Source organism: Streptomyces stoeckheimensis (assembly GCF_045822005.1).
In the GTDB taxonomy this organism is placed as follows: domain Bacteria; phylum Actinomycetota; class Actinomycetes; order Streptomycetales; family Streptomycetaceae; genus Streptomyces; species Streptomyces stoeckheimensis.
The window spans coordinates 201,561-214,595 of the sequence record NZ_CP169550.1 but is presented as its reverse complement, the minus strand read 5'-3'; the positions used below and the strand labels follow the sequence as shown (position 1 = coordinate 214,595).

12 protein-coding genes are annotated in these 13,035 nt (G+C 72.3%); 7 read left to right on the top strand and 5 right to left on the bottom strand.

Annotated elements, in window-relative coordinates; translation table 11 throughout:
* Positions 1–10 precede the first annotated feature (10 nt).
* A complete protein-coding gene (locus ACE1OC_RS00950; protein ID WP_407835305.1) occupies positions 11–913 on the bottom strand; it encodes an NAD-dependent protein deacetylase in 903 nt (300 codons plus the stop codon).
* 113 nt (positions 914–1,026) lie between these two features.
* Between ACE1OC_RS00950 and ACE1OC_RS00945 the strand changes: the two genes are divergently transcribed.
* The 4 genes from ACE1OC_RS00945 (at position 1,027) to ACE1OC_RS00930 (ending at position 3,377) form a co-directional block, all read left to right on the top strand.
* A complete protein-coding gene (locus ACE1OC_RS00945; RefSeq protein ID WP_407835304.1) occupies positions 1,027–2,079 on the top strand; it encodes a redoxin domain-containing protein in 1,053 nt (350 codons plus the stop codon).
* Positions 2,076–2,696, top strand: coding sequence for a TetR/AcrR family transcriptional regulator (locus ACE1OC_RS00940; RefSeq protein ID WP_407835303.1), 621 nt, complete (start codon positions 2,076–2,078; stop codon positions 2,694–2,696). The genes ACE1OC_RS00945 and ACE1OC_RS00940 overlap by 4 nt, the downstream gene beginning before the upstream one ends.
* A 118-nt stretch (positions 2,697–2,814) precedes the next feature.
* Entirely contained in the window at positions 2,815–3,120 is a 306-nt protein-coding gene (locus tag ACE1OC_RS00935; RefSeq protein WP_407835302.1) for a DUF6247 family protein, read from the top strand.
* On the top strand, positions 3,117–3,377 hold the full coding sequence (locus ACE1OC_RS00930) for a hypothetical protein (RefSeq protein ID WP_407835301.1): 261 nt from the start codon (positions 3,117–3,119) through the stop codon (positions 3,375–3,377). Before ACE1OC_RS00935 ends, ACE1OC_RS00930 begins: the two co-directional genes overlap by 4 nt.
* Positions 3,378–3,399: 22 nt before the next feature.
* Here the strand turns inward: ACE1OC_RS00930 and ACE1OC_RS00925 are convergent, their stop codons facing one another.
* Positions 3,400–4,434, bottom strand: a complete 1,035-nt coding sequence (locus ACE1OC_RS00925; protein WP_407835300.1) for an aldo/keto reductase — start codon at positions 4,432–4,434, stop codon at positions 3,400–3,402.
* A gap of 105 nt (positions 4,435–4,539) precedes the next feature.
* On the opposite strand from ACE1OC_RS00925, the gene ACE1OC_RS00920 reads away from it, so the two are divergent.
* From ACE1OC_RS00920 to ACE1OC_RS00910, 3 genes are all read left to right on the top strand, one after another.
* Positions 4,540–5,208, top strand: a complete 669-nt coding sequence (locus tag ACE1OC_RS00920) for a TetR/AcrR family transcriptional regulator (protein ID WP_407835299.1) — start codon at positions 4,540–4,542, stop codon at positions 5,206–5,208.
* A 219-nt stretch (positions 5,209–5,427) separates the two neighbouring features.
* The gene (locus ACE1OC_RS00915; RefSeq protein WP_407835298.1) at positions 5,428–6,183 is read left to right on the top strand and encodes a hypothetical protein; all 756 of its coding nucleotides are present in this window, start codon (positions 5,428–5,430) and stop codon (positions 6,181–6,183) included.
* A gap of 121 nt (positions 6,184–6,304) precedes the next feature.
* Positions 6,305–8,323: a DUF2264 domain-containing protein gene (locus tag ACE1OC_RS00910; protein WP_407835297.1), complete on the top strand. Its 2,019-nt coding sequence runs from the start codon at positions 6,305–6,307 to the stop codon at positions 8,321–8,323.
* A 42-nt stretch (positions 8,324–8,365) separates the two neighbouring features.
* Here ACE1OC_RS00910 and ACE1OC_RS00905 read toward each other — a convergent pair whose 3' ends face one another.
* From ACE1OC_RS00905 to ACE1OC_RS00895, 3 genes are all read right to left on the bottom strand, one after another.
* The gene (locus tag ACE1OC_RS00905) at positions 8,366–9,781 is read right to left on the bottom strand and encodes an amidase (RefSeq protein ID WP_407835296.1); all 1,416 of its coding nucleotides are present in this window, start codon (positions 9,779–9,781) and stop codon (positions 8,366–8,368) included.
* Positions 9,782–10,262: 481 nt separating this feature from the next.
* Positions 10,263–11,429 carry an agmatine deiminase family protein gene (locus tag ACE1OC_RS00900; protein ID WP_407835295.1) on the bottom strand — a complete coding sequence of 389 codons (1,167 nt, stop codon included), beginning with the start codon at positions 11,427–11,429 and terminating at the stop codon, positions 10,263–10,265.
* Positions 11,430–11,482: 53 nt separating this feature from the next.
* Positions 11,483–12,934 (bottom strand): purine-cytosine permease family protein, encoded by a 1,452-nt coding sequence (locus ACE1OC_RS00895; RefSeq protein ID WP_407835294.1) that lies wholly within the window; start codon positions 12,932–12,934, stop codon positions 11,483–11,485.
* Between the last annotated feature and the right edge of the window lie 101 nt (positions 12,935–13,035).

Here is a 13,035-nt window from a genome sequence, read left to right as displayed (position 1 = left end):
AGGGGCCCCCTCAGAGGTGGGTGGCCCGCTCGTCCAGGGGGAGGCCCAACCCGTCGGCCAGGGCGGTGAGGGTCGTGCCCAGGGGGAGCGCGACCCGGGTGAGGGCGTGGCGGTCGCCGCGGGTGGGGTCCCGGTTGACGATCAGTACGGGCTTCCCGGCCTGCGCCGCCTGGCGGACGAACCGGAGCCCGGACATCACCGTCAGCGAGGAGCCCAGGACCAGCAGCGAGGTCGCCGCCTCGACCAGTTCGCGGCAGTGTCCGACGCGCTCCGGCGGGACGCTCTCACCGAAGAACACCACGTCCGGTTTGAGGATGCCGCCGCACAGCGCGCAGGGCGCCGGGCGGAAGCCGCGGACCTGGTCGTCGGTGAGGTCGGCGTCGCCGTCCGGGTTCAGCGCGGCGGGCGTGGGCTCGAAGCCCGTGTTGGCCTCCTCCAGCCGTCGGGCGAGCTCCTGCCGGGTGCTGAGGGCGCCGCAGGAGAGGCAGACGACCCGGTTCAGGCTTCCGTGGAGCTCCACCACCCCCTCGCTGCCGGCGGCCTGGTGCAGTCCGTCGACGTTCTGGGTGATCACGCCCGCGAGGATCCCGGCGCGCCCGAAGGCCGCGACGGCCCGGTGTCCGGCGTTGGGCGCGGCGCGCCCGAACGTGCGCCAGCCGAGGTGGCCGCGCGCCCAGTACCGGCGCCGTGCCTGAGCGCTCGCGGTGAACTCCTGGTAGGTCATGGGCGTGTGCCGACGCAGGCTGCCGCGCTCACCCCGGTAGTCGGGGATGCCCGACTCCGTGGACATCCCGGCCCCGCTGAGCACCAGCACCCCGCCGGCCCGCAGCGCGTCGGCGACCGGCCCCGGGTCCGTGGTGCCGGGCGGCAGGTCCGCGGTCGGGGTCCAGCTCAAGGTGGGACGCGTACGCATGCCGCCAGCGTACGGAAGCCCCGAAGGCGCCGCCCAGATGCCCTTGCCACACAAGGAATAACGATGTTACTTTCTCATCACGAGGTTTTTTCGCGAGGGCAGCGGGGGTTGTCATGGACAGCGCGCACGTCACGATCCTGGACGACGGCAGGGAAACCGTCGTAGCCGCGCAGGCGGGCCCGGAGGGCCGTGTCCTCCTGGCCCCCGAGGCGGTCGAAGAGGCCCTCGGCTGGGTCCGCAAGCCGCACGGATGGTGCCGCGGCGACCTGTGCGTGCCCGTCTCCGCCGCCGCCCGGGCCGAACACGACGGCCTGCTCGACCCGGTGGCGTTCGCCGGGATCCTCGACCGCCCGGTCGCGACGGACACCGGGGTGATCGCCCTCGGAGTCTCCGCGCAGGAGCGGTCACAGGCCCTCGCCGGCGCCACCGCCCCCGACTTCACCCTCCCCGACGTCGACGGCGTGCCGCACTCGCTGAGCGACCTTCGCGGTCGCAAGGTCGCCCTGGTCTTCTGGGGCTCGTGGTGCGGCTGCCGCTACGACCTCCCCGAATGGGAGCGCCGCCACGCCGCACTCGCCGAGCACGGATTCAGCGTCCTCAGCGTCGCCGTGGACCGCCGCGCCGCCGACGCCGCGCCGTGGATCGCCGAGGCCGCGGTGACCCACCCCGCACTGATCGACACCGACGGCCTCGTGTCCGACCTCTACGACGTCCTGAACGTCCCGACCGTCCTGTGGATCGACGAGGAGGGGAAGGTGGCCCGTCCCCACGACACGCAGTTCGCGACCGACCTGTTCCGCGAACTGTCCGGCCTGGACTCCGGCGCGGCGCTGGCCGCACTCGACCGCTGGGTCCTCACCGGCGACAGCGGGCTGTCCGACGAGGACGTCGCCCGGCACACCCGCCGTGCCACGGCCACCCAGCAGTCGGCCCGTACCGAAGCGGCCCTGGCCCTGTGGCTCCACCGGGACGGCCGCGCGGCCGAAGCCGAAGCGCACTTCGCGCGCGCCGAGCAGCTCGCCCCGGAGGACCTGACGATCTGGCGCGGAACCATGCCCCTGCGCGGCCTGGACCCGATGGGCGACGAGTACTTCGCCAAGCGCACCGCGCTCACCGAAGCGGGCATCCCGATCTACCGCCCCCTCGGTGACTGGCAGTCGGCATGAGCGGCGACCTCTACACCCGCACCCAGGCCCAGGGCCAGGAAGCGCTCCGCGCCGCCCTCCTCGACCTGGCCGCCCAGCTCCTCGCCGCAGAGGGCGCGGCCGCCCTGACGATGCGCCGCATCGCCACCGCGGCCGGCTGCTCGACCACCGTCCTCTACCGCCACTTCGGCGCGAAGGACGGCATCGCCGAGGCCCTGTACCAGGAGGGTTTCGCCCGCCTGCGCCGCAGTCTGGAGGCAGTCCCCCCGTCCGCCGACCCGCCCACCCACCTGGCCGACCTGGGCCGCGCCTACCGCGAGAACGCCCTGACCGAACGCAACCTCTACCAGGTCATGTTCGCCGGCCTCATCCCCGGTTTCACCCCCACTCCCGAGGCCCGCGCGATCGCCGCCGCCAGCCTGGAGGTCCTGCGCGAAGCCGTACGGGCCTGCGTGGCGACCGGCGTCTTCCGCCCGGACGCGGACGTCGACGAGGTCACGGACATCATCTGGGCGGCCGCCCACGGCTCGATCACCCTGGAGCTCGCGGGCCACTTCACGGCCGAGACGGCGGAGCACCGCTACCGGACCCTCACCAGGGCCGCGGTGGCAGCCTTCCTGACGAGCGGCTCGCCATGAGCGGGCGTCAGGTGCCCGTCCGTCGGGCGCCCCTGCGCGGGGGGATCCGGCCATGCCCGCATCCCGGGCGTCCTGGTGCGCGTACCGTGGCGGTACGACCCGCCGGGAGGAACAGCCGATGAGCGCGCAGCCCGACCACGCCACCGTCACGCCGTACGCCCCCGCTCCGGGAGCCCCGGCCGAACTCCTGGACCGGCTCCGTGCCGACCGCCGGGCCCCGCAGTGGGTGCCGGCCTTCGAACGGGAGTGGACCGCCGCCCTGGAGGAGTCCCGCGGCACCTTCTCGCTCGCCGTGCTGTACGAGACCCTCCAGGTCTGGCAGGCCCGCCTCGCCTCCGCCCCCGAGGTCGACGCGTTCGTCGCTTCCGGTTACGACGACAGCGCCTTCGTGGAGACGGCCGTACCGCGGAGCAGACGCCGGTGACCGGACAGCCGTACGCGATCCGCTTCTCCGGGCCGGCCGCAAAGGTTCTCGACGGCCTGCCCGAGGACGCCGAGAACACGGTCTGGGACGTCCTGGACGCCGCCGTGGTCGACCCCTGGGGATTCCGCCAGTGGAACCCCGACGACCCCGAAGGACACGACGTGCGACTGGCCTCCGTCGGCCGGCTGTCGCTCACCTACTGGATCAACCGGCCCCTGCACCGGCTGTCCGTCCTGAACATCCTGTGGCTCGGCTGAAGGCCCGCGCACGGGGCGCGTGTCAGACCGCCGGCGGGTTGAGGCGGGCGAAGCCCTCCTGCCGCTGGTACGGGAAGTAGGGGTAGGGGGCCGTCCGGCTGCTCGCCGCGTCCAGCTTCGCCATCTGCTCCGCGGTGAGCGTCCAGCCCACGGCGCCGAGGTTCTGGCGCAGTTGCTCCTCGTTGCGGGCGCCGACGATGACCGAGGACACGGTCGGCCGCTGGAGCAGCCACCGCAGGGCGATCTGGGGGACGGCCCTGCCCGTCTCCGCGGCGACCTCGTCCAGGGCGTCGACGACACGGTAGAGGTACTCCTCCTCGACCGGCGGGCCGTAGTCGGCGGTGTCGTGCAACCTGCTCCCGGCCGGCAGCGGCCGGCCGCGGCGGATCCTGCCCGTGAGCCGGCCCCAGCCGAGCGGGCTCCAGACGATCGCGCCCAGCCCCTGGTCGAGCCCGAGGGGCATGAGCTCCCATTCGTAGTCGCGGCCGACGAGGGAGTAGTGGACCTGATGGGCGACGTAGCGCGGGCGGCCGTGCCGGTCGGCCGCGGCGAGGGACTTCATCGCCTGCCAACCGGAGAAGTTGGAGATGCCGGTGTAGCGGATCTTTCCCGCCCGGACCAGGTCGTCCAGGGTGGACAGCACCTCCTCGACGGGAGTGCCGGCGTCGAAGGCGTGCAGTTGGAAGAGGTCGATGTGGTCGGTGTCCAGGCGGCGCAGCGCGTCGTCGACGGACGTGATCAGACGGGACCGCGAGGTCCCCGCCCCGTCCGGGCCGTCGCCCATGGGCAGACCGGCCTTGGTGGAGATGAGCACCTGGTCCCGGCGCCCCTTGAGGGCGGCTCCCAGGACCTCTTCCGAGGCGCCGGCGGAGTAGACGTCGGCGGTGTCGAACATCGTGACTCCGGCGTCGATGCAGATGTCCACGAGGCGGCGCGCCTGCTGCACGCCGGTGTCGCCCCAGGCGCCGAAGAGCGGCCCCTGCCCGCCGAAGGTGCCCGCTCCGAAGCTCAGTTCCGGCACCAGAAGCCCGGACGTCCCCAGCCGCCTGTACTCCATGACGCATCCCCTCATCACCCGCGACCCCATCTAATGGGGCTGCGGTTCCGTTAAGATGGCCCGAGCGTATCAAGTCCCATCGCTTAATGGAACTGGAGTCCCGTTATGGAGTTCGCCGCAGCAGGGCCGGACCGGGTGGCCGGCTCGGCCGGACCGGGGGCCGAGCCGGGCGCCGGCCCGGGGAGCGCGCGGCCCGGAGGGCGTACGGCGCGGGTGCGGGAAGCGGTGCTCCGGGCCGCCGAGGACGTCCTGGCCGAGCGGGGTTTCGCGCACCTGGACCTCGCCGACATCGCGCGGCGCGCCGACGTCGGGAAGACGACCGTCTACCGCCGCTGGGGCACCGTCGCCGGCCTCGTGGCCGACGTGCTGCTGGACATGGCGCAACAGTCCGTACCGCGGGCGGAGACGGGCTCGCTCCTCGGGGACCTGACGGCCAACGCCCGGCTGGTGTGCCGCACCCTGGCCGACCCGCGGCAAGGGGCCCTGTTCAAGGCGGTGATCGCGGCCGCCACCTGCGACCCGAAGGCGGCGGAATCCCTGCACGGGTTCTACGCCGTGCGCGTCGAGGAGTGGGCGCAGTGCGTCCGGGAGGCCGTGGCCCGAGGCGAGGTGCCCGGGGGTACCGACCCGCACGAGGTGATCCGAGCGGTGTCCGCCCCCCTCTACTACCGCCTCCTGACCACGACCCTCCCACTGGACGACGCCGAGGCCGACCGCGCGGCGGCCGCTGCGGCGGCGGCCGCGCGCGCCGGAGCGTACGTACGGGAGGTGTAGCGGCTTCTCCTGCGAGGGCGCGCGTGGAGGCGGGCGCGGCGGTCCGGGTGCAGGTTATGGGTAGATTGCCGGATGCAGGGAAACTGCTCGACAACAGCGCGCGGGCGCATAGAGTCCCAGCTCAGGAAGCCGGTTCCCGCAGCTGCGGGAACGAACCGGGGAACGCGGGGTCCGGCCTCCTCGACAACGCTCGGTCACAATGGAGTGCCGGGCGGTGCGGTGGCCGAGAACGGAGAGGATCTGATGAGCGGGGCCGACGAGGGACGGCAGTGGCCGGACGAGATCAGCGTCGACAACGCGAGGACGACGCTCCTGCAACTCCTCGCGCGCGCAGGGGTCCCTTCCGATGACGCGCGCGAACTGACCGGCCTGCTGGAGGCGGGAGCGCTGGCGCTCGCGTACGAGGAACTGAGCGGCCGGGACCGGAGTGCGCCGGGGGACAAGGGCGAGCCGTACGACTCGGGGTGGCTCGACGGAGCCGGGGACGTGCTGGCGGAGCTGGGGGCCGTCACCGAGCGGACCCTGCTCCGGGTGGTCAGCCCGGAGGGGGACGAGGACGCGGCCGGCCAACCCCCGCGGGCCAGGCGCATGGAGGTGGAGCGGACGCAAGTGGCGCTCACGCCCCTGTACCTGTCGTTCGCCGAGGTCTCGGAACTGGATCCGGAGGCGACCGAGGAGGTGCTCACCGCCGTCCTCGCCACGATGAGCCCGCGGCAGCGGGCCCGGTACGCCGGGCGGCTGACGGAGTTCACCGAGGAACACCGGGCCCGGCTGGGGCGGCTGTTCGCGACGTTCGGAGCGGGCAGCGCCATCACGGTGCACGGCCGCTTCTCGCTCGTCCACTCCGCCACGAGCATCGCCGTGCTCGAACGGCTCGCCGCCGAGCCACAGGCGCTGCGGGAGGAATGGGACGCGGCGGAGCTGCCGCCCGCGTGGCTGGACGGGCTGACGACGGCCTGGGACGCGGCGGCCTGAGCCCCGTCCGATCGCCGTGGCCCGATACCCGGCGGATCGTTTCGACCGGCCCTTGAACCCTTGATCCACTCCCTGGATCCGCTCCCTTGACCCGATCCGGCCGTTCGATCAAGATCCCCGCATGACCCTTCCCGGACTGCCCCGCGAAGACCGCGCGTCGAGCCCGTACACCGGCTACACCCGCGCGCATTGGGAGGCGGTGGCCGACGGGCTGCTGCGCGCGGCCTGGCGGTGGGCCACGCCGCGCGGGGCCCTGCTCGACCTGCCGGGACGGCCGTCGGCCTCGGGCGTACGCTCCGACGGGCTCGAAGGCTACGCACGCACCTTCCTCGCCGCGGCGTTCCGGGTGTCGGGGGTCGGGGGAGCGGACCCGTACGGCTGGCTGGAGCGGTACGCGGACGGGCTGGCGGCGGGAACCCGGACGCCGGGCCGCGACGATGCGGAGTCCTGGCCGGTCATCCGCGACGTGCACGCGGGCGGCCAGCCGATGGTCGAGTCGGCGTCGGTGGCCCTCGGGCTCCGGCTGACCCGGCCGTGGCTGTGGGACCGCCTCGACGGCGCGGTGCAGGACCGCGCCGAGGAGTGGCTGCGCGGAGCCCTGCGCCACGTGCCCAGCCCCAACAACTGGTACCTCTTCCCGTACACCGTGGCCGGCTTCCTGGAATCCGTGGGCCGCGGCGACACCGAGACGGCCAGGGCCCGCAGCCGGGCCCTCGACCTCCTGGAGGGCTGGTACGGCGGCCAGGGCTGGTACGCCGACGGCGACGGCAGGGCCTTCGACCACTACAACGGCTGGGCGCTGCACCTTTATCCGGTGCTCGACGCGCACCTCGGCACTCGACTCGACGCCCACCTCGGCACCCAACCCGACGCCCACCTCGGCACCCAACCCGACGGCCCCCGCCCCGCCGTGCCGGACGGACCGGCCCCGCACGGTGACCGTCTGCGGGCCCATCTGGACGGCTTCTCCCTCCTCTTCGGGGCGGACGGGGCGCCGATCCACTTCGGGCGCTCCCTCACCTACCGCTTCGCCGCGGCATCCGCCGTCGGCCTCGGCGCGGTCACCGGCCACACCCCGCTCACCCCCGGCACCTCGCGCCGACTGATCAGCGGCTCGCTGCGCTACTTCCTGGACCGGGGCGCCGTCGGCGCCGACGGCCTGCTCGGCCTCGGCTGGCACGGCCCGCACGGGGCGACCCTCCAACGCTATTCGGGTCCGGCCTCGCCGTACTGGGCCTCCAAGGCCTTCGTCTGCCTGCTCGCCCCGGCGACGCACCCGCTGTGGACGGAGACGGAGCAGCCCGCGCCCAGCGAGGGCCCCGACCAGGTGCTCGCCCTGGCCGCGCCCGGGTTGCTCGTCCAGTCCACCCGCGCCGACGGGATCGTACGACTGCACAACCACGGCAGCGACCACGTCGGGCCGGACCAGCCGGAAGCGGCCCGCGACGAGGACCCGCTCTACTCCCGCCAGGCCTACTCCACCCGCAGCGGCCCCACCGCGATCGCCAACACCCCGGACAACCACCTTGCCGTGGTCGTCGCGGGCGCCCGCAGTGTCCGGCGGCGCATCCACCCGCTGGGGACCGGTCAGGGCAGCGGCTGGGGCTGGGCCGCCTCCTGGCACCGGCCGGTGTTCCCGGGCGGCCCGCCCACCGTCCCGGGCCTGCGCGTGGAGAGCGTCACCTTCGTCCGCGGCCGGCACGAACTGCGCGTGCACCGGGTGTACGGAGCCCCGTACGGAGCCCGCGTGGAACAGACGGGCTGGGCCACGGGACCCGAGGAGCCGCTGCGCTCGGAGCTCCACCCGGTGTACGGCTGGGAGGCGCGCGACGAGGCGAGGGCGCCGGCCGGGACCGCCTTCACGCGGTGGGCGAGCGTGCCCCGCCTGACGGCCGAGGGCGGCGGAACGCGCCTCTACGCGGCGCTGGTCTCGCTCACCGGCGAACCCGGTCCGGAGCCGATGCCCGAAGCGGTCACCGAGGTGATGACCGAGATGGTCACCGCGGTGATGACCGAGATGGTCACCGCGGTGACGGCGGACCGAGGTTCCATCGAGGTGCGATGGACGGAGGACGGGGCACTGACCCGGATCGCCTTCGAGCCCCTCCGCGTGGAGCACCTGCCGCCCGCCGCCGGGTAGCGGGCGCAGGCCCCGCCCCGCTCCTCGTGCAGAGTGCCGACGTCACTGGTCCTGGATGCGCCGGAAGGGCCGGTCCGCCTCCAGCTCGAACGCGATCTCCAGCAGCTTGCGCTCACCGCCGGGACGCGCGGCGAACATGACGCCGACGGGCAGGCCGTCCGGGGTCGCCGCGGCGGAGGGGACGGAGATCGACGGAGTGCCGACGACGTTGTCGACCGGCGTGAACGCCACGTACGCGAGGATCCGCTCGATCAGCTTCGCGTAGGGAACGGTCGGGCTGAGGTGGCCGATCGGCGGCGTGGTGTGGGCGAGCACCGGCGACATCACGAGGTCGAGCCCGCGGAAGGACGCCGCGTAAGCCTCCTTCGTGCGCTTCAACCGCCGCAGGACGCCGGGAGTCCGCCGCCAGTTCCGCAGGTACTCCTCGCGCAACCCCCGGCTGAGGCCGTCCATGCGGCGCCGGTCGAAGTCCGCGCCGAGGGTCCGGCCCGTGACGCCGAGGAGGAAGGACAGCATCCCCCAGTAGGTGAGGAAGTCGTCGGTGAAGCTCGGATCCATGCCCAACTCCACCGGCTCCACCGTGTGCCCGAGCCGTTCGAGCGTCGCCACGGTCTCCGTGACCGCCGCCCGGGTGGAGGCGTCGGAGTGCACGCCGTTCGGCGAGTCCAGGACGAACCCGATGCGCAACCGTCGAGCCGAGGGTCCTTCGACCAGGCCCACGGGCGGCAGTCCGGGACTCCGCCGGTACGTCTCCGCGGCGGCGAGGAACGCGGCGGCGTCCCGCACGGAACGGCTCACGACTCCGTCGGAGATGATGTCGAGCGGCAGTTGGCGGCCCAGGGCACTCGCCACGACCCGTCCACGGCTCGGCTTCAGGCCGACGAGCCCGCAGCAGGCCGCGGGTATCCGGATCGAGCCACCGCCGTCGTTGGCGTGCGCGATCGGCACCGCACCGGCAGCGACCAGCGCGGCGCTGCCGCCCGAGGAACCGCCCGCCGAGTAGTCCGTGTGCCACGGGTTGCGCACCGGCTCCGCACCGTCGTACTCGGTGGTCGGGCTGAACCCGAACTCGGGCAGCCGGGTCTTGCCCAGGACCGTGACGCCGCTGCTCAGGAGCTGCCGGGTGAACGGCGCGTGCTGCTTGGCGGCCTTCGGCCGGAAGGAGGCGCTGCCGTGGCCCGTCGGGAGGCCCTGGTAATCGGTGTTGTCCTTGACGAAGGTCGGCACCCCGGCGAAGGCGCCGCCCGTCCCGGCGGTGTGGGCCGGGCCGTCGGCGTGCACCTGGACCGCACCCAGTCGTGCGTCGACCGCCCGCACCCGCGCCCGGGCGTCCCGGGCGGCCTCGGCGGGGGAGACCTCGCCCCGCCGGATCGCCGCGGCGAGACCGACGGCGTCGTGCTCTCCCAGGGCGTCGTCCCGGAACGCGTGCACGATCGTCGGTCCGTCGAAAGTCGTCACCGCTGCCTCAGCCTCCGCCGTGTGGATGGTCGCCCGCCATCATTGCCTACCAGCAGGTAACACGCGAGGATTTCGGCGGTCATTCGCTGTCGCCCGTCCATCGGCAGGGCCTCTGGACGGCTCGCTCTGAAGCCGGACAGGAGGCCGTCTCGCCGGCCGCCGACCGGACCTGGCGAACAGGGTGCGGTTCGCCTGGAGGAGCGGCGTCCCGCGGCCTGGCTGGGGGCGGGCTAGCAGCACGACCGGCTCGTAGCGCGAGATCGCGTACGCCACCTTGGCGATGTCCCTGCGCACCGCGCCGAGGCTGTTGCCCCACACCGAGGAAAGCGCCGGCCAGGCCATGTTGTTCATGGGACTCCCTGGTGAACAAGAGACAGGTGATGCGTCCCACATCCTGGACTGAACTGAAAATTCAGTCAGTAACGATTTCGTGCATCGCCGGGCGGGCCCGCGTCTCCGGTGTGAGACCCGGGACCGTTGCTCAGCGGTTGGGCTCCTGCATCGTGACGCAGTGCGCGCCACCGCCGCCGTTCCCGTAGAGGTTGTCGAGGTTGAGCTGTACGACGGGCCTGCCGTAGGCGGCCGCGATGGCCGTCTTGGCCGCCGCGTCCTTGGCGGTGTCGCCGAACTGGGTGGTGATCACCGCTTGGTTGGTCACCGTCCAGTTCATGTAGGAGCTGAGGAACGCCGCCTGCTTGCCCCGTGAGATCCGCGGCAGGACGTCGGGGCCTTCGATGGTGAGGACTTGGAGTCGGCGCCCCCGGGCGTCGGTCGCGTTCACCAGCACGTCGCGGATGGCGTTGGCGTTGGCGGTCCAGACGGCCGGCCGCACCGCGCCGGCCAACTGCACCATCACCACCCCGGGCTTGATGTAGCGGGCGGTGCCGTCGATGTGGCCGTCGGTGACGTCCTCCCCGGTGACGCCGGGCAGCCAGATCATCTTCGAGGCGCCGAACCGGGAGAGCAGCTCCGCCTCGATCTGGCTTCGCGTCTTGCCGGGGTTCCGATTGGAGTTCACCCAACAGCTCTCCGTCGCCATCAGCGTGCCGTCGCCGTCGTACTCCACGCCGCCCCCTTCGCCGACCACGGCCGCCCTGGCGAACGGGACGCCGTTGTGGGCGGCGAGGTTCTGCGCGACCGCGCGGTCCTTGTTGTAGGCGGAGGCGGGGATCCCGTAGAAGCTCGTGGCGTTCTCGCCCCAGGCGTTGAAGTTCAGGCCGATGGCGTCCAGGCCGCCGGTACCGTCGACGCGGAACAGCGGGCCGGTGTCCCGCGTCCAGCAGTCCGAGACGGGAACCGAGCTGATCACCGTGACGGTGGACCCGCACATGCTCCTGGCCTGTGATGCGGCCGAGGAGCCGTCCGCGCACATGATGACCTGCTCGTACTTGGCGACCTCCTTGGCGAGCTTGGCGATGTCGGACTGGATCCTGGACAGCGTGCCGCCCCAGATCGTGGAGCTCGAGGGCCAGGCCATCCAGGTCCGCTTGTGCGGGGTCTCTTCCCCGGGCACGCGCCAGGAGGCGGCCATGGCGGGCTGGATGCCGCCGAGGGCCGGCACCGCCAGCGCGGCCGCGGCCGCTCCGGTGCGGGCCAGGAGGGTCCTGCGGCTGATGGCGGCCTTGCGGCCGTCGTTCTCTGAGGTCACGTGGTGCTCCTACTCGTGCTCGTGGAGGTCCTGTAGGTGCAGGCGCGGGTCGTTCAGTGGAGCGGTGCCAGCAGCCCCTCCTCTCGGACCATCCGGCGTTCGGCGTCCAGGTCGAGGCTTCGGGCGAAGAGCCGGTAGAGGACGCCGGACACCGGCAGGCCGACGAAGATCGAGTAGTCGACGCCGCCGAGGTTCTCCGCCACGGGGCCGACGTACAGGCCGGTGATGACCATGAACGGGGCCATGCAGGCCAGGCCGATGCCGTAGGAGAGGTTTCCTCGCCATCCCCATCGGCCGTATATGCCGCGTGGGTTGAAGATCTCCTTGACGACGTACTGGCCGCGCCGGACGAAGAAGAAGTCGACCAGGTTGATGGCCGTCCACGGGATGAAGAGGTACGCAAGCACCACCACCACGTTGGCGAAGAACCAGTTGAACTGATCGATGCCGACGAGGATGGAGACCGTCCCGACGGCCACCATCATGATCCCGATCGTCGCGACCCGGATGGCGCGCGTCGGCTTGACCGGCCGGAACGAGTCCATGATCGAGATCATGGTGAGGCTGCCGCCGTACTGGTTGATCGCCATGATGGAGAGCAGTCCGACCAGCAGTACGACGACGGCGACCGTGCCGAACCCGCTGAACAACCGGTCGGCCGCCAGCTTCAGGGCGGTCACCGGGTCGGCTCCCTCGGGGGCGCCGGCCGAGACCACGGCCCCGAGGACGAACACCCAGATCCCGGAGATCGCACTGGGCAGGTAGGTCCACCAGAAGGTGCTGCGCACGGGGACGTCGGGCCTGAGGTAGCGCGAGTAGTCCGAGACGTACGGTGCCCAGCCGAGCTGGAAGCCCGCGACGAAGACGAACACGAGCATGAACGGGGCGAGGTCGAACGGGCCGGCGTCCCAGACGCCGTCCGGCAGCCCTCCGCCGAACAGGGCCGCCCCGGTGATCGCCGCGGTGATCGCGACGAAGGGCCAGGTGAGCCATTTGTTCAGGCGGTGGATCCATTCGTATCCGAACAGGGCGATCACGGCCGCCACCACGGCGGCCATCGCATAGCCGATCCCGTTGGGAATCCCGGTGAGCATGTTCAGGGCCTGGCCGGACAGCAGGGCGTCGGAGGTGTTGAAGGCCACGTAGTTGATCAAGGCGAACACCCACACGGTGAAGGCGGCACCCAGGTACCCGAACTGGGGGCGGGACTGCACCAGTTGGGGCAGGCCCAGTTGAGGGCCCTGGGCCGAGTGGAATGCCATGAAGAACGTGCCGAAGAGCGAGCCGAGGACGGTGGCGATCACCGTCCAGACGAGCGAAGCGCCCATGGAGAGCGTCACGACGCCGGTCGCCAGGCCGGTGAGGTTGAGGCTGCCGACGAACCAGATGGCCCCGACGCTCGAGGGTTTGCCGTGCCGTTCGGATAGGGGCACCCAGTCGATCGAGTGCTGTTCGATACCCGCAGGGGATGCGGAGTCGTGCGCGGGAGAGGTAACTGGGGCCATGTGGGCTCCTGTACGCGGAAGCTTGCATGAATCCGTCGGCGGCCCTGACGTTCCAGGGGCGATCGGTGCGCTCACAGTAGGGACTGACGGAAATTTCAGTC